This is a genomic window from Agathobaculum sp. TL06 (assembly GCF_054658635.1).
The window spans coordinates 34,874-56,732 of the sequence record NZ_BAAGGY010000021.1; the positions used below are offsets into that span (position 1 = coordinate 34,874).

The following is a 21,859-nucleotide window of genomic DNA, read 5'->3' on the forward strand; positions in this document are numbered from 1 at the left end:
AAGCGCCCTTTCGTAGTTATCGAGCAGTTAACCGATTTCGGTTTAGGAATTAAAAACGTCTACCTAAATATGTTGTTTGCTTAATTCTTTGCATGCTATGCATCTGCCCAAAACCATGCCAATATCTGCGCAGTATCCTGCTATGTGTATATTGAATACCCAATATTGCATATTTTGAAATAAGGTTATTAATAGCAGAGTTTTATGGTTATCCCTTGATGGGTATAAATTCAGTTTGCCATAGTATTTCTCAAATATAGGGAAAGTTTCCTTGTAAAGAAGTTCCATATTCCCCAAAAAACACACCTGCGAAAGTGAATCTATACTTGAGATCGAAGAAGCTTGCTGGCGGCGACAGCTCGGGGAGTATCCAGCGTTTAGGTGTTATCTGCCAATAAACAGAGCTGCATCGCGATTCTCTGTTTTCCCACTCCGTACGCAAGCAACAGCCCCTGCACCGGATAGGTGCGGGGGCTGTTTTGTGACCACTGCAACATTTTTTCCTTATTGGCTGCTCAACAAGTCCTGATGGATGGCAGCCGCGGCCTTTTTGCCCGCGCCCATAGCGAGGATCACGGTCGCCGCGCCGGTGACCGCATCGCCGCCCGCGTAAACGCCCTTCTTGGAGGTGCGGCCATCCTCGTCCGCCACGATGCCGCCCCACTTCTGGGTCTCGAGGCCGGGCGTGGTGCTCTTGATCAGCGGGTTGGGGCTGTTGCCGATGGCAACGACCACCGTATCCACATCCAGCATAAATTCGCTGCCCTGCTTGGGTACCGGACGGCGGCGGCCTGAGGCATCCGGCTCGCCCAGCTCCATCTCGATGCACTCCATGCGCTTGACATAGCCGTTCTCGTCACCCTCGATTCGGACTGGATTGCACAGCATCTTGAAGATGATGCCCTCCTCCTTGGCGTGGTGGACCTCCTCCACGCGGGCGGGCATCTCCTTCTCCGAGCGGCGGTAGACGATGTACACTTCCTCCGCGCCCAGGCGCTTGGCGCAGCGCGCCGCGTCCATGGCCACGTTGCCGCCGCCGATGATGGCCGCGCGCTTGCCCACGCGCACCGGCGTATCCGCCTCGGGGAAGGTATAGGCCTTCATCAGGTTGATGCGGGTGAGGAACTCGTTGGCCGAATATACGCCGTTCAGGTTCTCGCCCGGGATCTTCTGGAAGTTGGGCAGGCCCGCGCCCGAGCCGACGAATACCGCGTCGTACTCCTCGAGCAGCTCATCCACGGTCTCCATGCGGCCGACGACCGCGTTGGTGCGGATCTCCACGCCCAGCGCCTCGACGGTCGCGATCTCCTGCCGCACGAGCGCCTTGGGCAGACGGAACTCAGGGATGCCGTATACCAGCACGCCGCCCGGGGTGTGCAGGGCTTCAAAGATCGTGACCTGATAGCCCAGCTTGGCCAGGTCGCCCGCACAGGTCAGGCCGGCAGGGCCGGAGCCGACCACGGCCACCTTTTTGCCGTTCGGCGCCGCGGCTTCGGCCTGCGGCAGCTCGTCCGCGTGCTGCATGCCCCAGTCCGCGACGAAGCGCTCCAGGCGGCCGATGCCGACCGGCTCGCCCTTGATGCCGCGCACGCACTTGCACTCGCACTGGCTCTCCTGCGGACAAACGCGGCCGCAGATCGCGGGCAGGTTGCTGGTGGACTTGAGGATGGCGTGCGCGCCCGCCATATCGCCCTCTTTGATCTTCTGGATAAAGGACGGGATCTGCACGTTCACCGGGCAGCCGGATACGCAGGGCATATTTTTGCAGTTCAGGCACCGCTCGGCCTCGCCCTTGGCCATCTCGTAGGTGGTGTAGCCCGCGCTGACCTCCTTGAAGTTGCCGCTGCGGACGATCGGGTCCTGCTCGACCGCCGGGGTCTTTTTCGGATCCATGTTAGGCATTTGCCGTTTCCCCCTTCTTCATCAGGTTGCAATCTGCGTGGCGCTCCATGCTGGCCGCCTCCTCCGCCTTGTACATGCGGCTGCGGCTGATCGCCTCGTCAAAATCGACCAGGTGGCCGTCAAAGTCCGGACCGTCAACGCAGGCGAACTTGGTCTCGCCGCCGACGGTCAGGCGGCAGCCGCCGCACATGCCAGTGCCGTCGATCATGATGGGGTTCATGGATACGATGGTGGGGATACCATATTCCTTGGTCATGTTGCACACGCCGCGCATCATGGGCAGCGGGCCGATGGCGATGACCTCGTCATACTGCACGCCCGCCTTCAGCTGCTCCTCCAGCGCGGTGGTGACGAAGCCCTTGTGTCCGTTCGAGCCGTCGTCCGTCATGACGTACAGATTGGTGCAGGCGTCCTTGAGCTCGTCCATGAGGATGAACAGGCTGGTCGAGCGGAAGCCGACGATCACGTCCACGTTTGCGCCCGCCTCGTGCAGCGCCTTGGCCTGCGGGTAGGCGATGGCGATGCCCAGGCCGCCGCCGATGACCGCGATCTTCTTGCCCTGCTTGCCCTCCAGCTCGCTCGGCTTGCCCAGCGGGCCGACGAAGTCCTGCAGCGCCTCGCCCTCCTCGAGCGTGTCCAGGCGGCGCGTGGTCGCACCGACCTTCTGGAAGATGATGGTGACCGTACCCTTTTCCCGGTCATATCCCGCGATGGTCAACGGGATGCGCTCGCCCTGCTCGTCAATGCGCAGGATGATGAACTGCCCGGGCTGCGCCTTGCGCGCCACGCCCGGCGCCTCCACCTCCAGTAGCGTTACCGTGTCGTGCAGGCGGCGTTTGGTTGCGATTCGATACAATGATACTACCCCCTATTTGCTTAATAAGAAAATATGTTTGATCCATTCAACCGTACGCAAAAACTCTTCTGCTCCCAAGCGCTGATTATTAGACTATCTCCTTGTTTCAAGTGGAAAGCGTAACATCCATCTACTATAATTCTGACAGGAACGTAGCTACGATTTGCCTGGGAAACCTTTAAGGTTTGTTTATGGCTTAGAATCACGGGTCTCATTTTAATGCTATGGCAACAGATTGGTGTAACCATATAATTTTGCATACTCGGGTCCATCCAACATCCACCGGCTCGGTAGGAGTAGCCTCCTGCACCAGTAGGGGTGGAAATAACAACGCCATCGCCATGTAATTCCCACAGCAATTCTTCCGCCACAAAAGTATTTAAATGCACTATCTGTCCAGGATACGTTCCTGTGATTGCAAGATCGCCAGCCACCACTATCCTGTGGGCTATGCTGTTTCCTCGTTTTACATGAGCTGCCAGCATCAAACAACTTTTTATTTCAAACGCACCCTGCAACAACTTCCACAATTGTTCCCACTCCTCCGCAGGCAGATCTGACAATTGGCTGTCGCGTTCAGTCCCAAGTCTCAGAATTGGAAAGTGCATCACGGCTGCCATAGCTGTGGCTTTGGCCAAGAGCGTTTCTCGCCCTAATGCGATTACAAGGCACTTGGGAGAGAATCGTTTGTCTTGGCAGAAAGGTGGTGACTGCTCTTCTGGACAGAGGCGAGGATCACCATGCAGGGAAAGTTGTTCACAATCTACCCCCTGCTGAAGCAAAAAGGAGAAAATATCCTGGGACAGACCCTTCGTGTATGTGCAGTCGTCTGCACAAAAAAGCATCCTCACACCGCTCCCCTTTCTGCTCGCGCTTTCGTCAATTGTTCCAACATGAAACCGTCCAGCGCTGCTACAATATATAGGCGGGTAATTCTCAGCTTATATCTTGTGCGCGACGTTTTTCTAATTCAGCCCAAATACGGCTTTGCTCTGTGTCGCTCAGTTTATAAAAGAGAAAAGCGATGGCTGCTATTAGCGAGCAGGCAGAGATCACTAAACTTATACTGGCCGCCAGTACGTTGACCACTGCTATGTTTTGCGTTGCAGCATTGGGGACAAAGCCCAACTGGTCGATTGCAAGCATCAATGCGGCCGGCCCTACAGCACCGCCCACTTTCAAGGAGAGCGACACAAAGGAGGCTAGGAAGCCGTCTACACGAACGCCAAACTTGTATTCTCCGTAGTCGGTTACATCCCCAACCAAGCCATAGGAAATTCCACCTACTGCGGATACGCAAATTTGCCCAATAAACAGCAGTAACCAGAACGCAATACCGATCTCTCGTATGAAGTAAATGGGCGCGGTCGTCACAACCACACCTAAAAATGCAATTGTCATAGCCTTTCCTTTATGCTTTAGCGCTTTATGGAGTAAGCTTGCAGCAGGCGGCCCGATAAAACAGGCCACAAGGGAAATGGTACTATAGACACCTACCAAGCCCAAATCGCCCACGACATACTGGAAGTAGTAGGACAGCATACCCGCTCTTCCGTATTGTGCGGTACCGTGCATAAACAGGCCCAAGACAGCGATGAGCGCACAGGGGTTCTTCACCAGGCAAGCCAATTGTGTTTTTAGCGGGATCTTATCCTGTTTTGGCGGCTGTAGGACCACCTCTTTTACTCTGGCAGAGGTGTAGATTGCGATGGGGATGAACACAGCCGCACAAATGATAACGGCTTTTGAATAGCCAGGTGCGGCTTCAGGACCAGTCTTTGTACCGGCAAAATACAGGACCATTGGGACAGCGATCATCCCCGTCATTTGTCCGCCGATATTTTGAAATACAACCCTGAAATTCGACAGTGTTACGCGCTCTGCCGCATTGGCGCTCAGCACCCCATTCAGAGCGGAGTAGGGCATGTAGCACGCGGTGGAGGCTAATGTGACCAGGATGTAGAGTACATACATATATACAACTTTCAGACTCATCCCCCAATCTGGGCTGGCACTAAACATAAGGGCGACCAGAACCGCTAAGCATAGTCCGCCCACAAGAGTCCACGGCTTATAACGCCCCCATCTACTTTTGGTTCTGTCTGCAATAGAGCCAATAATTGGATCGTTAACGGCGTCAAAAATGCGTACAAGCAACGTAAGCGCTGCTACAGATGTCAGCGGTACACCGATTACCTCCGTATAGTACAACGACATAAAAAGGGTGATCCAGTTATAGGTCAAATAGTATCCGAATTCATAAACACCGTAATCTACTCTCTGGCGAAAAGAAAGCTTAACATCTCCCCGCATCTGTTTCGCATCGATTGTCTCTTTCATAATGTCTCCTAACCGTACGCTTCTCTCTGGTAAAAAAGTGCAATTTTTTAAAATTGGACTGCCTTTTAAACACCTTGAAGCTGTACAAAGCATAGTCTACCATACAGCAATACATTGGCGGGTCATCATAAGTCCCTAAGCATGGCAGAGGATTCTCCACCAGACCCAACCAGCGCTTATCAAAACATCGCCACATACATTGTGGCATCTGGGTGAAGTCATAATAATAGGGATGAGTAGGAATCCGAACGCAGAGTATTTAGAGTCTCTTCGTGTGAGAGCCCTGCCAGGCGATTTCATGCTTCGCTGCATAGCTGTTCACAGTATAAAGACTCCCTTCCCCGCATACTTCATGTCTTTGAGAAGGGTTGCAAATGTAATAGACGGATAGGCGGCTTTTGCAGAGGATATGGCTGTAGCATTATGTCCATACGCCCTAAGAGGGTAGGCGGAATGCGAACTATACGCCCAGAAGAAAAACGTGTCCCAATTAGTTAGCGATAAAACAGTCATTGCAGTATAGCTTTGGAATCCTCCTTTCTTAGCCAGGTCTGACAAAAATACTATCCCGCTGCAAAGAGATAGCTAATGGAAAAACACCTATCCCCCAAAATTATTTTTAAGTATAGGAGAGCAGGTTAAGCCTTGAGCCGTTACCCATTCTCCATTGCATCTGTTACCGTTTATGCTGCATCTGGAAAGCCCATATATATCTTAGAGCCTGTTTGAAAAAAACGAGATCTGCAGGAGTTTTGCACACTTCTTATAACTGTTTTTATTATATTTCAATAGGCAAAATAGTACAATTTACAGATATTTTTTGTGTTACATTTGGCTACAATTTTCGGATGTGTATACGTCGGCACATGATAAGCTGTATCTTTACTTTTGGTAAGTTTCATGCTATGCTAAAAATAGTTCATCCCCGTTCTTATTGACATTGAAAGGGAGGAATGATGATGCGGACTATCATAAAGGAATTGTTGGCCCAAACCATGTCTGACCTTCTCAAAACAAAGCCGCTGGAGAATATTTTTGTCTCCGATATTTGCCAAAAATCCGGCGTCTGCCGAAAAACTTTTTATCATTATTTTCGTGACAAATATGACTTAGCCACCTATATCACCAATTCAATATACTCCAAGAGCCTTTTAGAGATCGGAGAGTATGTTGACGATTATTTTAGTACCCTTGCAGAGGGAAATTTGGCATTGAATAATTTGGATTCTACATCGGTAGTTGTATTGCAAAAATTTCTGCAAGCCTGGAATGGAAACAAGTCGCTCGGAAAAAATCTGTCCGAGTCGGACGACCTCAACGCTCCATTCAATATTTGGAAGGAACGCTTTATCCATGGAAAGAAAATAATTTTAAAGAAAAGACTTGATTCTATGGGGAAGAAGCTGTCCGACAGTGACATGGAGTTGGCTGGGGAAATGATGTATGTCACGGCTATGCATCACTATGCCCTTTGGGATGAAAAATATGGAACCAACCTTCCGCCGGAGGCAGCCATGGAGTTGATCCAGCTAATGAACAAGATCCTAGATTTCTGGATTGCGCAGGCTGAAGATATTTAGCAAAAGAGCCCGTCTGCCATATCCGGTATTTATGGAGAGAGCGCCTTTGCTTCGCAAAACGGAAATAAGAAGATAGTAAGGCTGAAATAAGATTGTAGCAATCAGCCCAAGAGGCAGTCTGTTTGCCTGAACTGTACATACTTCCATAGCCGGATGAATACAGCAGAGAATAGAGGCAAAAGACTTGAGTGAACTGCAAAACAATGGGCATGGAATGAATTTGGGAACTGGCAACAGCTTAGAGCAGTTTTTAAGATAAGCCTTCTCGCTGTAGGTCTTGGGAATCAAATATCCGCATTAGCGCAGGCAATGAAACCTCAGTCAATACCAGCCTTCCGTAACTCCGGAAGCACAGTCACAGTCCAAACTGCAGAAGGTGCAGTCGCCTCAACCTGAGTCGGATTATACGGGGCAGCCCAGTGTGCAGCAGATGCCACAGGCAGGCCATCTTTCCGCACCACAGCCAGTACACACCAGACAACAAGTTAGCCGCGGGTGCCTGAAGAACAGGTGGCACCCGTATCGCAAACCGCGCAGGTGCCAGCCACGCAGCCTGAGGTCAGATATATCGTAAACTGGTTTGGCGCGGTCACGGAGGATGCTGCGGAAGTTCGCCGCGCACCGCCTGTTAACGTCTTTCCTGTATTCAACGTACGGTGCTATCAAGAAAAGAGGATGTCACGAGCCATATCGTGACTTTGCGGGCGTTTTTGGCCTTTATTATTGACAGGCTCAACAGAACGCCGTTATCAGCAAAATCGTCAATCAATTGAGCTGAACGGATATACGGATAATGTTGCGAAACGTACAAAGCTGCCTTTTTATTAGAGGATGATTGTTATACGATTGTTTAGTATAGCGCAGCAGAATGAGCTGATCCAAGCGATTCGAAAAGCGAAAGACAGTACGGAGCAGCCCCTTGCATGAACAAAATGTGTTGAAAATAAAAACACCAGCCAGTTACAGGCTGGTGAGCGAGGAATATCATGTTTGTTTGAGTGCAGCGGCGAGTGCAAACACGTTGATAACAACCTGAATTGTATGTGCTAACAGTGATGAAATTTGTATTTTTGGTACATAATGGGTGGATTAACAACGGCAAAAGTTTGAAAACATATTTTCTGCTTTTTGCCCTTTGCGCCTGCCATACGAGGATGTACTTTCATATGGTTTGCGTCGATCAGCAGCCATTCATAATCCGGCGGCAGATCACGCCAAGGTCCTTTGGTTCGTAGCCCCAAAATACTGCGTTGATAAAGCGCCGATTATCCTGGTATTTCCAACTCATTGTCCTTGCTGCCCGGGCAGATGCAACTCCGGCAGGCCCCATACCTCGTCGCTGATATCATATCGGGGAAAGGAGGCTTCTATTTTTTCCTCATCTTTCTTTTGCTACTTCCTTATATTCTTGAACAAAAAGCAATGCTCCATGGCTTTGCCCATGTAATTGAAATGCACGCCGATTTGCTCGAATCTAAAAACTATCGTGCAGTATTTTTTCTACTATAACAAGTATGACTGCAATCGTGCTGCAATCCCAAAACAATCAACCAAAACAGCATGTGCAATATGTCATGAATTATTGGCAATATTAAATATTTCTGCAGATAATAGACCTATAAAGATTGAAAAAATCAAGTTTTTGCTTTTCAAATCTCTCCGTCTCCGCCATAAACCCGCACTTTTTCTAATTGAAAAAGTGCGGGTTTTATTTTGCCTCAAATCGTGTAGCAATACTGGCTTGCCGTTCCATTCCTTTCCGTGAAGACCAAAGGGTAACAGTGGCCGCTCAAACAGAAAAAACGCTATTTGAATTCCAAAGAGAGAATATCGCGCAGAATGATGGTGATCCGCTGCAGATCTTCGATTGGCAGGCCCGTACTGCCGATGGGGATAATCTGCTTTGTCAGGCGGCCGCTTCACCGTGGGATACCTGCTCGGCTTGCATACGCCGGTTTGCGGCTTTGACGCAGAACAGCGTGACCACCGCCACAATGCCCTCGGTCAGCACCATCGCCCACCAGACGCCGCGGACGCCTCCCATCAGAACAGGGAGCAGGTACAGCAGGATGCTGCTGACGACAAATCCCCGCAGGATGGTGAGCACGGAGGAGGTGAGCGTCCGCATGATGGACTGGAAATACGATGTGGCCCAGATGTTGACTCCCATGAACAGGAACGAGAGGAAATAGATGCGGACGATTTCCGGCGCAGCCTCGATCACTGCCGGAGTGGCGTCCATGAAAAATTGGATGATCTGCGTGGGAAACAGCAGACCCAACGCGGTGAACACGACGCCCATGAGCAGCACCGTTGTCAGAGAGATCCGGCGCAGCCGGAAGATGCGGGAAAACTGTCCCGCGCCGTAATTATTGGCCGCAATGGGCTGGATGGCCTGTCCCACGCCGGTATAGATATGCTGGAACATGCCGGAGCAGGTGAGCACCACGCCGAAGACCGAAAGCGCGACCTCGCCGCCGTAGCGCATGATCTGGTTGTTCAGAATGCAGGTCAGGACGATGAACGCAAATTCCAGGACCGATGCGCTGAAGCCGGCGGAAACCGATTTGCAGATCGCGCCCGCGAACCGGAACGGGCGCACCAGCTTTAGTCGGCAGCGTTTTTGCAGCAGGTAGCACAGCAGGATCAAAAACTGGATGATTGTGCCGCCCGCCGTGGCGATCGCCGCGCCCGCCATCCCCATGCCCATGGGGAAAACCAGAAACCAGTCGCCGAACACATTGAACGCGCCGCCCGCCAATACGGCCGCCATGACAAAATTCGGCGCCCCGTCGCAGCGGATCATACAGGTGAAGTAAGCGGAGAGGATAAAGGCGGGGAATGTCCAGATGACCCAGTCGCCGTATTCCAGCACCAGCGGCATCAGCGTTTGGCTGGCCCCAAACAGGGTGAAGAGCTGTTCGTCAAACAGGATGGTGAGCGGCCAGACGATGGCGGTCAGAATCAGCACCAGGAGAAGGGACGCCGTGTAATAGGCGTTGGCCTTTTCCATTTCGCCCTCGCCCCGGGCCTTTCCCAGCCGGACCGAACCGCCGATCCCGCACAGAAAACCGATCAGCGACGCCACCCCTAAAATGGGGTAGATGATGGCGGCGGCCGCCGCCCCGTCCGGCCCGACGCCCTGGCCGATAGCGACCGTGTCCACAAAGCTGTAGATCGTGGTCACCATCGCGGCAAAAAGGGAGGGCCACAGGAACCTTTGATACAGCGCACCTACCTTGTCTCTGAGCAGATCCATAAATATTCTCCTTTCGTCCCGCCGCAGTGAGGCGGGTTGACTTTTTCTCCACAGCGATTTATTATAAAGTCTACTATAATATGAGAGTCAATAGGGAAGGATAAAATTTATGGATAAGAAGCGGCTGTTTTCCATCGGGAAGCTATCCAAGCTGACCGGTGTACATATCCAGTCCCTGCGTTATTACGAAAGCCTTGGCCTTTTGAAGCCGGCGTTTGTCGACCCAGACAGCGGATACCGGTACTATACCTTTTCCCAGACGCGGATCGTGGAGGCGGTTCAATACTGTGTGGAGCTTGATATCCCGCTCAAGGCTTTTCGAGCGTTCCTCTCGCAAACGGATGGACGGATTGATTATGCAGGCCTGCTGGAATATGGAAAGCAGACTGCCTATGAGAAAATGCGCCGTATTCAGGAGCGGCTGTATTTTTTAGAGAGCATGCAGCAGGAGATGTGCCACGCAGAAAGCTGCAGCGCGCAACATCTTATCAAGGCCTGCTTTCCGGAAAGGCAGTGCTGGACCATCCCTTATGAAGGGACGCAGACCGATCCGGATTTTCATGCCGCCATGTACCGGATGATTACCGAGATCGAGCGGCATGGACTGCATGCTGGATTTAACAATGGACAGCTGCTCCGCTATACCGAACAGGGAGCGCGCACCTATTTGTTCATCGACCTGCGGGAAACGGGGAATGCGTTGCAAGAGCACTCGCAAATCATGCGCATTCCCGGGGGCGAATATCTGTGTACGGTATCCAGGGAAAGCCGGATCAAACAAGCGCCGGCGATTTTTCCCGCGCTGTTTCGGACGGGAAGCAATCGGGTTGTGGTGGAGGTGGAGCTTTTTGCGGAGCAATTCCATTACGCTGACCCCATGTATGAATTGCGGTGCAGCGCAGCAAATGACCAGTGGGAGGAAAAGGAGGCTCTCCTGGGTTAGGGCTGCGTCCCAGCTTTTGTGGAAGCGCGGCGCGTCGGACGCAAGCGGATACAAACGGAGAACAGGCCGGAGGCATAAGCCTCCGGCCTGTTTGCCATGTGAGATAAGCCGCGGGAATCGGCAGATTCAGAAGAGGAGCGAGGGATGCTCCTGGATGACCTCGAAAAAGGGCTTGTCGAAATGGACGTAAAACGCCAGATAAATAATCAGCATGCGCGGCGTCGGCCGAGCGGAAGTCGTGCGGCCAATATACTGCTTGGCCAGCGGGCTGTGCAGCGCGTCCAGACAGAGGTTGGCGGTGCGTTCGATCTGGCGCGTGACGGCAGTCAGCGATTTACCTGACCGCTTGGCCACGACCGGATAGACGTCGCTGCCGACATAAATATCATCCATGGGGATTTTCTGCCGGAAGAGCAGGTCGGCCATGACATCCACGGAAAGCGCGAGCGCATGGGTGTTTGCCTTTTCCGCGCCGATAATCGTTCGAATGATTCGCTCGGATTTTTCCATATGATAAAACCACCTTGATTGTAAGATGATTCCATGATATGACAGAATATGTAATATTCGACAACGGGCGACATGAAACGACAAAAATTAATGCAATCACAACGGTTCTGAAAAAGAAATCCCGCAGACGGTAAGGCGGCATATGGCGGGTTCAGATGAGATAGGTCACATTTTCCGGTGTTTTTCGGGCATTGGCTGCAAGGGGTTCCGCGGGGTAGCCCACCAGCACCCCGACAAGCGGCACCATATCCGCCGGCAAAGAGAGCTTTTCGGCCAGTTCCGGATTGTCAAAAGCGAGCATGGGTCCCATAACAAAACAGGTCCCCAAGCCCAGCTCTGTGGCCGCAAGGATCATATTTTCCGCCGCGCAGGAGACGTTCGCCATATTGAATCCGCTGCGGTCATTACCGTGCGGCGCGGACAGCACGAGCAGAACGGGTGCGCCGTACAGAGGAATATATCCTTCTGTGGCGGCCCGTTTTTCCAAGAAATCGTTGCCGGAGTGTTTCATCCGTTCCAGTGTGGTTTGATTAATCGCCTGCAGCAGCGCGGGATCCTGGATCACGGTGATATGGAACCGTCCAAACACAGGCGCAAGGTTTCCCGCCTTGACGATGGCTTCCAGTTTTTCTTTTTCAACGGCCGCAGCGGTATAGGCGCGGACGCTTCTCCTCAGTTCAATCGCATGGAACACATTCATCAGTCAGACTCCTTTACATTTTTTTCGGCCGTGTTTATAATTATACTGTCTGATAAGAATATAACAAGTACGCAATATTTATTTACCTGCTTAGAAAAAATAAAGTAAAGGAGACGTTGGGATGGATTGTCCGGTAAAATATGCTCTGGATTTATTGAGCGGAAAGTGGAAGCTGCAGATCCTCTGGGAATTGAACCAGCAAGAGCCCATTCGCTTCAATGCGCTGCAGCGGCGGCTGAACGGGATCTCCAGCGTTATGCTTTCCAAATCCCTGGAGGAGCTGGAGCAGTGCAAGATCGTTGACCGCAAACAGTATAATGAGATTCCGCCGCGGGTGGAATACGCGCTGACCGAGCTGGGGAAAGCGATTGATCCGGCGCTACAGGCGTTGGGAGACTGGGGAAAACAAGCCTATCTGCTAAATAACGATCCGCATGGACAGGTATAACCAGGGGCGGCGGACGTTGTCCGCCGCCCTAAGACACCCTTATTTTACACAGCGCGGGGGCGAAAAGCAAAGGTGGGGAGGAAAGGGGAGCTCCGCATGGAAGAAAATTGCGCGCGGGAACGGTTTTTTCTTCAAAAATACGGATACATATGATATAATAGCCGCAGAAGCGGATACAGCGGCTCGTTTCGGCAATACAAACTGCACCGGACGGACAGGGGACGCCCGGGGAACAACAAGGAGGATGCACCACAATGTCTATCGCAATGAAAGCGCCCGGCCGGTATGTACAGGGCTTTGGGGAGCGAAAAAAGCTCGGTCAGAGTGTGAAAAAGCTTGGCAGCACGTTTTATGTGCTCTGTTCGCCCGGCGGCCGCCGCCGGTTTGGCGAGGAGATCGAGCAAAGCCTGACGGAGCAGGAAAAAACAGTTGTCTTTGCCGAATTCCACGGCGAGGCGACCAAGGCTGAGGTCTTCGCCCATATGGACGCCTGCAAGGCCGCGGGCTGCGACGCCGTGATCGGCATGGGCGGCGGCAAGGTGATCGACACGGCGAAGACCGTTGCCGAGAATCTGGGCGGCCTGCCCTGCATCATCATCCCGACCGTGGCCTCGAACGACGCGCCGTGCTCGGGCGTGGCGGTGCTTTATAATGAGCAGGGCGTGGTGGTCAAGGCGGTCATGATGCGCCGCAATCCGGACCTCGTGCTGGTGGATACCGAGATCCTGTCCAAGGCGCCGGCCCGTCTGCTGTCGGCCGGCATGGGCGACGCGCTCTCGACCTGGTTCGAGGCGGAGGCGTGCCGCAAAAACGGCGTCAAGACCATGGCGCGCGGTCAGGAGACCGAAACCGTCGCCATGATGAGCCGCCTGTGCTATGACCTGCTGCTGCGCTACGGGCCGGAAGCGCTCGACGGCGTCAAGCGCGGCGAATATACGCCCGCGCTGGAAAAGGTGGTCGAGGCGAATATCCTGCTCAGCGGCGTCGGCTTTGAAAGCGGCGGCCTTGCGGCGGCCCACGCGATCAACGACGGCTTCGCGCAGGAGCCGCAGGCGCATGGCATGTACCACGGCGAAAAGGTCGCGTTTGGCGTGCTGACCCAGCTTGTGCTGCAAAAGGCGGATGCGCAGACGCTTGAGGAGGTGCTGGGTTTCCTGGCGCGGGTCGAGCTGCCGATGACGCTTGCACAGCTCGGCATTACCGAGATCAGGGAGGAAACCCTGCGCAAGGTGGCGGAGGCGGCCTGCGTACCGACGCAGTCCACCAAAAACCTGTCCCCCGATATTACGGCGGAGGACGTGTACCAGGCGCTTCTGGAAGCGGACCGGATCGGTCGGGAGTACCTGGCGCGCTGAAACAAACAGGGGACATGGACGGCGCGGCGCCGTTCCATGTCCCGCAGCCCCGCGATGCAGCATTGCGGGGCTTTTCGCGCCGTGAGGGGCGCGGGAAAAATCAGAAAATGGGGGAAATGAAATGGGAAAGGCATTCCTGCAGCAGCTCAGGAACGAGTTCAGGGGATACAACGGGCATAAACTGTCACAGGATCTGATGGCAGGGCTGACAGTGGCGGCGGTTGCGCTGCCACTCGCGCTGGCGTTCGGCGTTTCCGCGGGCGCGACCGCAGCCTGCGGCCTGGTAACGGCAATCGTCGCCGGACTGGTGATTTCGGCGCTGACCGGAGGCTACTACCAGATATCCGGCCCGACCGGAGCGATGGCGGCGATCCTCGGTTCGCTGATCGGCGCATATGGGATGCAGGGGATGTTTGTGGCCACCTTCCTGGCGGGCATCATGCTGCTGATTGCAGCGGTGCTGCATCTGGGCAACCTGACGGCGTTCGTACCCGCGCCGGTCATCACAGGCTTCACCTCCGGCATCGCGGTAATCATTGCCATGGGGCAGATCGACAACTTTTTCGGCACATATTCCGAGGGCGGGTCGGCGCTGGCCAAGCTGGCAAGCTACGGCACGCTTGGCTTCCGGCCCGATCTGGCGACCACGGCGGTCGCGCTGTTTGTGACGGTGCTGATGGTTGTGTTCCCGAAGAAGTGGAACGCGGTTGTTCCGGCGTCGCTGATCGGCATTATTCTGGCGACTGCCGCGACCATGCTGCTCGGCCTGGATATCGCGACGGTGGGAGAAATACCGCAGACGCTGCTGCTGCCCGACCGGCTTTCCCCGCGGGCGGTCGATTGGAGCGCCGTACCCGCGCTGCTGGCGCCCGCTTTTTCCATCGCGGTGCTGAACATGCTGGAAAGCCTGTTGTGCGGCGCGTCGGCGGGGCGGGCGACCGGCGTCAAGCTCAATAACGACCAGGAGCTGTTCGCGCAGGGGGTAGGCAACCTGGTGCTGCCGCTGTTCGGCGGCATACCGGCGACCGCCGCGCTGGCCCGTACCTCGGTCGCGGTGCGCTCGGGCGCGCAGACCCGTCTGACCGGCGTGTTCCATGCGGTTGGGCTGCTGATTATGATGTTCGCGCTCGCGCCTGTGATTCGCAACGTGCCGCTCGCTGCGCTGGCCGGCGTCCTGATGGTGACCGCGTGGCGCATGAACGAGTGGCATGCGATCCGGTATATGTTTTCCCACCGGTTCAAGGGGGCGATTGCGAAATTCGCGGTCACGATGGTCTGCACGATCGTGTTCGACCTGACGGTCGCGATCGTGGTCGGCGTGGGGCTCGGGCTGATCCTGATGGTCGCGCGCCTGTCCAAGCTGCAGATCAACTATGAGCGGGTGGATATGTCCCGCCTGAAAAACGACGATCCGGTGCTGAACGCGCGGTACAGCAACGCGATGGTCGCTTACATCACCGGTCCGCTGCTGTTCGCCAACATCAGCGTGCTCGAGGAGCTGCCCGACCGTGCGGCGGGCTGCGATACGCTGCTGCTGTCCATGCGCGGGGTGCCGACGGTGGACGTATCCGCCGCGCAGACCCTGCAGGCCATTCTGGAGGGCTTCCGCGAAAGGGGCGTGGACGTGGCGATCTGCGGGCTGCCCACGGCCTCCATGACCATGCTGCGGCGCGCGGGCATTGTGGAGCTGATGGGCGAGCAGGCGTTCTACTGGAGCGTCGAGCGCGCGCTGCTCGATCCGCGCCCCTGTCCGGAGAACGTGCAGACGGCCCAGCGGGGATAAAAAAGCATAAAAACCGCCTGCCGGCCCACAAGCCGGCAGGCGGTTTTTCGAAGTGGGACAGAGCGGCGTCAGACCGTGCGGATGAGCTCTCCAATGGTGATCTCCGGATCCTCGACCGCGGCAAACAGAATGCGCATCAGGTAGTAATACAGCTTTTCGACTTCCTCCAGGCTGTACCATGCGGCCTGGTATTTGAAATAGAAATCCATGCCCGTGCCGAGCGGACGATGCATGACCGTCAGGTAGAGCGGCTGCACGGCGGTGCCGTTATCGTGCCAGATCGAACGGTACTCGATCTGGTTGAGGCGGTCGTCCTGCATCCGCATGGGGAACGGCTGGTAGGTGAGCGCAATGCTTTCGTACAGAGCGTCCGCGGGCGCGCCCCAGCGCTCGCGGCGCAGGCGGTCGGCTTCCAGCGTATCGAAATCCGTATGGCGGTATACCTGATTCTGGACCGCGGCAATCTGGCGCACGCCCTCGATAAAGCTGGTATCCGCGGGCATCACCGTGCGGCAGGGGAAGCAGTGGATGCGCGTGCCGCCGGCTTTGCGGTCGATGCGGGACACGCGGCGCGATACATAGTTGCGCACGCTGATATCAGGCTCACCGCCATTCTGCTTGGACAGATAGGTGCGCAGGCCCATGAGCAGCAGGTTGGTCATGGAGATATTCTGCTCCTCGCAGAATTCGAGCAGGCGTTCGGCGGGCGCGGGCTCAAGGATGAATGTGCGCTGGCCGACCGTCAGGTCGTGCTTTTCGCTGTGCGCCCAGCGCGCGCCGGAGGCGGTATGGCCGGGGCCGCGGATATCGGTGTAGAGCGGTTCGCCCTCCCGTTCGGCCTGCTCTTTCCAGAACGCAAGGTCGCGCGCCGTGCGGACCGGATCGGCCGCGCGCTCCAAGTCGCGCTGCAGCGAGGCAAGGTAGGGGGCGCGGTCCGCGGGCGGCTTGGTGCCGAACACCTCGGCGGCGTACAGCTCGACCACATCGCAGAGCAGCACGATCATGGCGCAGGAATCGGACAGCATGTGGTCGATGCGGACAAAGGCGCCGTTCCAGCCGTCCGGCATGGCAACGGTGACGATCTCGAACAGCGGCGCGTCCCACCGCGGCTCGAACGGCTGGCGGCTCCAGCGGTGCAGTTCGAGCATGGCCTCGGACTCGGTCATGCGGGACAGATCGACATGGCGGACCGGACGGTCGTCCGCCGGCACGATATACTGGCGGGCGGTTCCGTCCTCCCCGCGGGTGAAGCGAACGCGCACGGAGTCGTCCCGCTCAACCGCGCGGCGCACCGCCCGCGCGAGCGCGTCAAAATCAACCTCCAGATGGATGAACAGGCTGACGCAGATATTGAGCACCTGCTTTTCGCACGCATTCTGCAGCGTGACAAGGTGCAGCCGCTGCGCGGCTGTGATCGGATACTGTTCCATCAAGAATCATCCCCCTTTTTCTTTCTCCGTTGTTTTACCGGTTTATACCAATTTTATTATAAGCGCGGGAAGGGGAAAAAGAAAGTCGGATTTTAGACAAAACTTCGTGAAATGTATGGATAGTGAACGTTCAAGGCGCGCACAGTCCGACAGGCCTCCTGCGGAAAAATAAACGGAGCGGATTGTGCCGCCGGACCATTTGGCGTATACTGTAAATAGAGCGGCGGAAGCGGACGGCAAGGCCGGAGCCGCTGCCTTGAAAAGAAAACAGAAATCTGCTGCGCGCCGGTATCCGGCGGGAAAGGAAATTGCATATGTATGGATTGACCCCTTTTACCATAAAAAATATGACGCTGCGCAACCGGATTGTGATGCCGCCCATGTGCATGTACAGCGCGGGGACGGACGGTGTGGCGAAAGCGTTCCATTTTTCGCACTACATCGCGCGCGCCGTGGGCGGCGTGGGGCTGATTATTATGGAGGCCACGGGGGTTCTGCCTTGCGGACGGATCTCCGATCATTGTCTGGGCCTGTGGAACGACGAGCAGGCAGAGGCGCTCGCGCCGATCGTCAGGGCCTGCCAGGAGCAGGGGGCGAAAATGGCGCTTCAGCTCAACCACGCGGGGCGCAAATGCGAGGCGTCGGTCCCCGCGGTCTATGCGCCGAGCGCGATCCCCTTTGACGAAGGCTCGCCCCTGCCGCACGAAATGACCGAAGCGGACATGCGGGAAACGGTCGCGGCGTTTCGCAGCGCGGCCGAGCGGGCGTCGCGGATTGGGTTCGATGCGATCGAGATCCACGCGGCGCACGGCTACCTGCTCAGCGAGTTTCTGTCCCCGCTGACCAACCGGCGCGCAGATGGCTACGGCGGCTCGACCGAAAACCGCTGCAGGCTGCTGCTTGAGGTGCTGCAGGCGGTGCATGAGGTGTGGCCGGCGGAAAAGCCGGTGCTGGTGCGCGTTTCCGCGGAGGATTACGAGCCGGAGGGGATGCATCCGGAGGAGATGGCGCGGGTCGCGGCGCTCATACGGCCCTATGCGGATATTCTTGACGTCAGCACGGGCGGCGTTGTGCCAACCCCGCCCGCGGCCTTGTATGCCGGCTATCAGGTCAAGGCGGCGGAATTTCTCCGTCAGGCGTCCGGCCTGCCGGTGATTACGGTCGGCCTGATTACCGACCCGCATCAGGTGGAAGAAATCCTGGGGAACGGCCGCGCGGACCTTGTGGCGCTCGGCCGCGAGCTGCTGCGCAACCCCTATTGGGTGCTCAACACAGCGCGGGATTACCGGATTGATTACGACTGGCCCGCGGCGTATGCGCGCGGCTTCAAGGCCCGCCGGTAAAAAAACGCAGGGAAAACGCCTCCAAAGCAGCGCTTTGGAGGCGTTTTTTTCACAAAGTCACATATGGGGCATCAACAGGCTGAGATGGCGGTCCATATGCCGCTCGAGGATGCTGTCGTATTCCGCGCGGTGCTCCCGCCAGAAACGGTACAGGCGGTCCTTGAAGCGGAGCGAGCCGTCCGGATTGGTTTCGTTCATGATTTTGCCGTAGGTGATATGCAGGAGCTGGCGCGAGGTGGCCAGATTGAGCAGGGAGGGGAGATCCTTGTCCGCCATGCCGGAGATATCGGGAATCTGCTCGGGCTCGGTGGAAACATGGTAATTGGCGCGCGACTCCGGAAATACGCCGATGGCATAGGCGTACAGCTCGCGGAAGAGCGCGGGCTCCGCGACCGCGACCAGGCGCAGCGCTTCCAGCCAGCTGGTACCCGAGGTCTTGACGTGGAACCGCCCGTGCGTCATGCGGCCGACGGAGGGGTAGACCGCAAATTTGTCCGAGCCGGAATGCACGCTGATCTTATAGCCGAAATGGTCGGCCACCGCAACATGCACCTTGAATTCCTCGTCAAACTGCGCAAGGTCGCCGATATAATCGATGCCTTTCTGGAATTCGCCGCAGAAGCGGGGCGCCATGGTTTTGAAAACCACGCCGGCCTTTTTCAGCTCATTGGCGGCAAAGAAATGCTGCGCGGGCGTGGTGGGCGTTTCGGTCTCGTCGATCGAAATTTCAAGCTCCACGCTGGAACCGGCGATGCAGGCGTCGTAAATCGATTTGGCAAAGGAAATGGCCTCGCCATAGATCAGGTAGGCCTGGTGCAGGGTGGTGCGGGTGAACTGGACGGAAACGTCGCCCGTAAGCTGGAACGAACGGCCGAGATATTCCTGCTCCAGCGCGGCAGGGAGTGGGCGCAGCGCTTCCAGCTCTATGCCGGACATGGACGCCGCCTCGCCGCGGATATGCTCGCTGCAGTCCAGGGTAATCATGGTATAGCCGCAGCCGATCGCGTATCTGACCTCCTCCAGGGACTTGAGGTGGTCGCCGTCCGCGCCGTAGCCCTTTTTGAAGCCGGCCTGCAGCACCTGGAAGGTCACGCGGTCCAGCACGTCGTCATACGTCCGGTTCATCAGCTTGATCTCGCGCATGGACTGCTGGGCGAAAATCGGGTACACATCATATTTCCGGATGGCGCGGATATGGCCCAGGGTGGCGATGCCGAGCCGGTCGCCCATGCCGAAGCTGCGGTCCTGTCCCAGGACGGGCTGCGGGGCGGTGAAGGGCAGAAGATGGTGCAGGCAGACCGCGGTTTCGTGGGTCAGGGGGACCCTGGCGAGCGGGAGCTGGTCGATTTCCACGACTTCGTCGGTCGGAAACGGGCAGTTTCTGCCCCAGAAAAGAATCGCGTCGTAAGAGCCGAAATCCGCCATGCAGAGCTGGCCGTTTTCCAGCTGGTTCCAGGATTCGGGGTACAGGGCGAGCGGCTTGTCCTGCAGCTTATCCTGCAGGGAGGGAAGAAGGTCAATCAGCTTTTCCATTTTCAATTTCTCCTTTGTTCGCGCGCAGACGCGGCGTTGTAATGCGCGGAAAGACAAAAAAGTTCCAGATCCGTTTGGAATCTGGAACTTTTTATAGATGTAAGGGTTACGAGCGGAACAAATGGATATTTTGATACTGGAACAGCTTTACGGAGGTCAGGATATCCTGGTCGTGTTCCGACATATAGCGGCGCGCGGCCTCTGCGTTGCCCTCTCGGATGGCATTGAGGATGTTGGTATGCTGTACGAGAGAGTCGGGGAGGCGCGCCTGGGAAATCGCGACGGATACGCGAACCATCTTGGTAAACACCTTTTCGATCGTCTGATACATTTGGCGGTTGTAGGTGGCTTTGGCGATCGCCATGTGGAAGCGCTGATCGCATTTCGCCACAGCCTCTTTCTGCTCAGCCGGTATCGTCCGGTGGTAATCGTGGATCTGCTGCATCTCCATGATATCCGCCTCGGTATGCCGCAGCGCGGCATAGTAGGCGGCGGAGCGTTCCAGGCTCTCCCGGAGTTCCAGCAATTCGATGACCTCGGTAGCGCTGATCCTGGAGACGATGGCGCAGCGGTTGGGAAGCAGCTCGACATAGTCCTCGAACGCCAGGCGGCTGATGGCCTCCTTCACAGGCGTGCGGCTGACCCCAAGCTGGCTGCTGAGCTCGCGGATATACAGCGCAGCGCCGGGGGCATAAGTGCCGTTGAGGATATTATCCCGCAGGACCCGATATACAAATTCCGATTTGCTTTCGCCGTTTGCAGTGCCTTCGTCAAAAAATTCCATTCGTTTTCACCATTCTTCACAGCCTTTTAGGAGACCATAATTTTGTTATTTTGCATCGAATTGCTAAAATTAGTCTATTATAATCTCCAAGTACTGTCAAGAACATTTCACGGCTTTTGACAGAAATGCCATGCCGCGGACGCCGGCAGTCATACTGTCCGGCTCGGGGATGCACTCCAGCGAGATGGTCCCCTGGTAATCCACCTCCTGCAGCGCGGCAAGGATAGGGGCAAAATCCAAATGCCCCGCGCCGGGATACAGGCGGTTGGAATCGGCAACATGGAGATAGCCCAGCTTGTCGCCGGCGGTGCGGATTGCCTGCGGCATATCCGCTTCGTCGATATTCATATGGAACGTGTCCATATGGATCCAGCAATTCGGCAGCGCCCATTTGTCCAGAAATTCCCGCAGCTCGGCGGCGGTGTTGAACAGGTTGGTTTCATACCGGTTGATGACCTCGACCAGGATGCGCTGGCCCTTGTTTGAGGCATAGGAGCCAAGCTCGCGCAGCTGACCGGCCAGCAGGCGGTCGAACTCCTCCTGCTGGGTATCCGGCCGGTTGCCCTTTACCCAGCCGATCACGACGCCGTCCGTCGCGCCGAGCGCGGCGGCGATGTCGATATAGGCCTTTACTTCGGCCATGGCGGCTTCGCGGTTCGCCGGATCGGGGGAGGTGATGCACCGGTTCCGGCGGGTGAAGATCTGACCGGTGACGATAGCGGAAACCTTGACGCCATAACGGGAGCATGCGTCTTTCATCAGCGGGAGCGGAAAATCGCCCGCATCGATGATGTGGATTTCGATGGCGTCATACCCCCAATCCGCAGCCTGCCCGACGGCTTTCACCAGATCGCCGCGCAGCACCAGCGGCGCGCGCGGGGCGCCGCTGGTGATCGCCGTGATGGCGAGCAGATTTTTCATGTTCGCTCACTCTCCTCCGGTCAATCGTATGCGAGGGTATAGATATGGCGCTCGCCGGCGAGGACGGCGCGTACCGCCTCGGGGTCGCGCTGGGTCATCAGCTCGGTCGGCGGAAGCTGACCCGCAGGGTAGCGCTCCAGAATGTCGTTTACCAGCTTCTCCAGATACTCCA

17 protein-coding genes and 1 pseudogene are annotated in these 21,859 nt (G+C 56.1%); 6 read left to right on the plus strand and 12 right to left on the minus strand.

The window, feature by feature from the left end; translation table 11 throughout:
• Positions 1 to 504 precede the first annotated feature (504 nt).
• The 4 genes from gltA to ACYQ3S_RS12550 form a co-directional block, all read right to left on the minus strand.
• Complete coding sequence (gltA, locus tag ACYQ3S_RS12535) at positions 505 to 1,902, minus strand: NADPH-dependent glutamate synthase (protein ID WP_459689529.1); 1,398 nt, start codon at positions 1,900 to 1,902, stop codon at positions 505 to 507.
• Positions 1,895 to 2,758, minus strand: coding sequence for a sulfide/dihydroorotate dehydrogenase-like FAD/NAD-binding protein (locus tag ACYQ3S_RS12540; RefSeq protein WP_459689531.1), 864 nt, complete (start codon positions 2,756 to 2,758; stop codon positions 1,895 to 1,897). The genes gltA and ACYQ3S_RS12540 overlap by 8 nt, the downstream gene beginning before the upstream one ends.
• A 20-nt stretch (positions 2,759 to 2,778) precedes the next feature.
• Entirely contained in the window at positions 2,779 to 3,603 is an 825-nt protein-coding gene (locus ACYQ3S_RS12545) for an NAD(+)/NADH kinase (RefSeq protein WP_459689532.1), read from the minus strand.
• A gap of 91 nt (positions 3,604 to 3,694) precedes the next feature.
• Complete coding sequence (locus ACYQ3S_RS12550) at positions 3,695 to 5,098, minus strand: MFS transporter (protein WP_459689534.1); 1,404 nt, start codon at positions 5,096 to 5,098, stop codon at positions 3,695 to 3,697.
• 959 nt (positions 5,099 to 6,057) lie between these two features.
• Between ACYQ3S_RS12550 and ACYQ3S_RS12555 the strand changes: the two genes are divergently transcribed.
• Positions 6,058 to 6,678: a TetR family transcriptional regulator gene (locus ACYQ3S_RS12555; RefSeq protein ID WP_459689537.1), complete on the plus strand. Its 621-nt coding sequence runs from the start codon at positions 6,058 to 6,060 to the stop codon at positions 6,676 to 6,678.
• Between the two features lie 1,121 nt (positions 6,679 to 7,799).
• Here ACYQ3S_RS12555 and ACYQ3S_RS12560 read toward each other — a convergent pair.
• Positions 7,800 to 8,049, minus strand: a pseudogene (locus ACYQ3S_RS12560) (transposase); the annotation flags it as partial.
• Positions 8,050 to 8,584: 535 nt separating this feature from the next.
• Positions 8,585 to 9,937 (minus strand): MATE family efflux transporter, encoded by a 1,353-nt coding sequence (locus tag ACYQ3S_RS12565; RefSeq protein WP_459689539.1) that lies wholly within the window; start codon positions 9,935 to 9,937, stop codon positions 8,585 to 8,587.
• 109 nt (positions 9,938 to 10,046) lie between these two features.
• Here ACYQ3S_RS12565 and ACYQ3S_RS12570 point away from each other — a divergent pair, with 109 nt between their 5' ends.
• A complete protein-coding gene (locus ACYQ3S_RS12570) occupies positions 10,047 to 10,880 on the plus strand; it encodes a MerR family DNA-binding transcriptional regulator (protein WP_459689541.1) in 834 nt (277 codons plus the stop codon).
• A 126-nt stretch (positions 10,881 to 11,006) separates the two neighbouring features.
• Here ACYQ3S_RS12570 and ACYQ3S_RS12575 read toward each other — a convergent pair whose 3' ends face one another.
• A complete protein-coding gene (locus ACYQ3S_RS12575; protein ID WP_459689542.1) occupies positions 11,007 to 11,390 on the minus strand; it encodes a hypothetical protein in 384 nt (127 codons plus the stop codon).
• A 151-nt stretch (positions 11,391 to 11,541) separates the two neighbouring features.
• The gene (locus ACYQ3S_RS12580; protein WP_459689544.1) at positions 11,542 to 12,090 is read right to left on the minus strand and encodes a nitroreductase family protein; all 549 of its coding nucleotides are present in this window, start codon (positions 12,088 to 12,090) and stop codon (positions 11,542 to 11,544) included.
• Positions 12,091 to 12,211: 121 nt separating this feature from the next.
• On the opposite strand from ACYQ3S_RS12580, the gene ACYQ3S_RS12585 reads away from it, so the two are divergent.
• The 3 genes from ACYQ3S_RS12585 to ACYQ3S_RS12595 all read left to right on the plus strand — a co-directional run bounded on the left by ACYQ3S_RS12585 (position 12,212) and on the right by ACYQ3S_RS12595 (position 15,676).
• Positions 12,212 to 12,538, plus strand: coding sequence for a winged helix-turn-helix transcriptional regulator (locus tag ACYQ3S_RS12585; RefSeq protein ID WP_459689546.1), 327 nt, complete (start codon positions 12,212 to 12,214; stop codon positions 12,536 to 12,538).
• 254 nt (positions 12,539 to 12,792) lie between these two features.
• Positions 12,793 to 13,893, plus strand: coding sequence for a glycerol dehydrogenase (locus tag ACYQ3S_RS12590; RefSeq protein WP_459689548.1), 1,101 nt, complete (start codon positions 12,793 to 12,795; stop codon positions 13,891 to 13,893).
• 121 nt (positions 13,894 to 14,014) lie between these two features.
• Positions 14,015 to 15,676, plus strand: coding sequence for a SulP family inorganic anion transporter (locus ACYQ3S_RS12595; protein ID WP_459689550.1), 1,662 nt, complete (start codon positions 14,015 to 14,017; stop codon positions 15,674 to 15,676).
• Positions 15,677 to 15,744: 68 nt separating this feature from the next.
• On the opposite strand, the gene ACYQ3S_RS12600 is transcribed toward ACYQ3S_RS12595, so the two are convergent.
• A complete protein-coding gene (locus ACYQ3S_RS12600; RefSeq protein ID WP_459689552.1) occupies positions 15,745 to 17,106 on the minus strand; it encodes a condensation domain-containing protein in 1,362 nt (453 codons plus the stop codon).
• A gap of 314 nt (positions 17,107 to 17,420) precedes the next feature.
• Here ACYQ3S_RS12600 and namA point away from each other — a divergent pair, with 314 nt between their 5' ends.
• Entirely contained in the window at positions 17,421 to 18,449 is a 1,029-nt protein-coding gene (namA, locus tag ACYQ3S_RS12605; RefSeq protein WP_459689554.1) for an NADPH dehydrogenase NamA, read from the plus strand.
• 57 nt (positions 18,450 to 18,506) lie between these two features.
• Here namA and ACYQ3S_RS12610 read toward each other — a convergent pair whose 3' ends face one another.
• From ACYQ3S_RS12610 to ACYQ3S_RS12620, 3 genes are all read right to left on the minus strand, one after another.
• A complete protein-coding gene (locus ACYQ3S_RS12610; protein WP_459689555.1) occupies positions 18,507 to 19,982 on the minus strand; it encodes a tagaturonate epimerase family protein in 1,476 nt (491 codons plus the stop codon).
• A 106-nt stretch (positions 19,983 to 20,088) separates the two neighbouring features.
• A complete protein-coding gene (locus ACYQ3S_RS12615) occupies positions 20,089 to 20,766 on the minus strand; it encodes a GntR family transcriptional regulator (RefSeq protein WP_459689556.1) in 678 nt (225 codons plus the stop codon).
• A gap of 96 nt (positions 20,767 to 20,862) precedes the next feature.
• Complete coding sequence (locus tag ACYQ3S_RS12620) at positions 20,863 to 21,687, minus strand: TIM barrel protein (RefSeq protein ID WP_459689557.1); 825 nt, start codon at positions 21,685 to 21,687, stop codon at positions 20,863 to 20,865.
• Between the last annotated feature and the right edge of the window lie 172 nt (positions 21,688 to 21,859).

Coding starts and splice junctions, on each gene's coding strand:
- ACYQ3S_RS12590 (WP_459689548.1), top strand. CDS start 12,793: ATGTCTATCGCAATGAAAGCGCCCGGCCGGTATGTACAGGGCTTTGGG.
- ACYQ3S_RS12610 (WP_459689555.1), bottom strand. CDS start 19,982: ATGGAAAAGCTGATTGACCTTCTTCCCTCCCTGCAGGATAAGCTGCAG.
- ACYQ3S_RS12555 (WP_459689537.1), top strand. CDS start 6,058: ATGCGGACTATCATAAAGGAATTGTTGGCCCAAACCATGTCTGACCTT.
- ACYQ3S_RS12585 (WP_459689546.1), top strand. CDS start 12,212: ATGGATTGTCCGGTAAAATATGCTCTGGATTTATTGAGCGGAAAGTGG.
- ACYQ3S_RS12615 (WP_459689556.1), bottom strand. CDS start 20,766: ATGGAATTTTTTGACGAAGGCACTGCAAACGGCGAAAGCAAATCGGAA.
- ACYQ3S_RS12580 (WP_459689544.1), bottom strand. CDS start 12,090: ATGAATGTGTTCCATGCGATTGAACTGAGGAGAAGCGTCCGCGCCTAT.
- ACYQ3S_RS12550 (WP_459689534.1), bottom strand. CDS start 5,098: ATGAAAGAGACAATCGATGCGAAACAGATGCGGGGAGATGTTAAGCTT.
- namA (WP_459689554.1), top strand. CDS start 17,421: ATGTATGGATTGACCCCTTTTACCATAAAAAATATGACGCTGCGCAAC.
- gltA (WP_459689529.1), bottom strand. CDS start 1,902: ATGCCTAACATGGATCCGAAAAAGACCCCGGCGGTCGAGCAGGACCCG.
- ACYQ3S_RS12570 (WP_459689541.1), top strand. CDS start 10,047: ATGGATAAGAAGCGGCTGTTTTCCATCGGGAAGCTATCCAAGCTGACC.
- ACYQ3S_RS12600 (WP_459689552.1), bottom strand. CDS start 17,106: ATGGAACAGTATCCGATCACAGCCGCGCAGCGGCTGCACCTTGTCACG.
- ACYQ3S_RS12575 (WP_459689542.1), bottom strand. CDS start 11,390: ATGGAAAAATCCGAGCGAATCATTCGAACGATTATCGGCGCGGAAAAG.
- ACYQ3S_RS12620 (WP_459689557.1), bottom strand. CDS start 21,687: ATGAAAAATCTGCTCGCCATCACGGCGATCACCAGCGGCGCCCCGCGC.
- ACYQ3S_RS12545 (WP_459689532.1), bottom strand. CDS start 3,603: ATGCTTTTTTGTGCAGACGACTGCACATACACGAAGGGTCTGTCCCAG.
- ACYQ3S_RS12595 (WP_459689550.1), top strand. CDS start 14,015: ATGGGAAAGGCATTCCTGCAGCAGCTCAGGAACGAGTTCAGGGGATAC.
- ACYQ3S_RS12565 (WP_459689539.1), bottom strand. CDS start 9,937: ATGGATCTGCTCAGAGACAAGGTAGGTGCGCTGTATCAAAGGTTCCTG.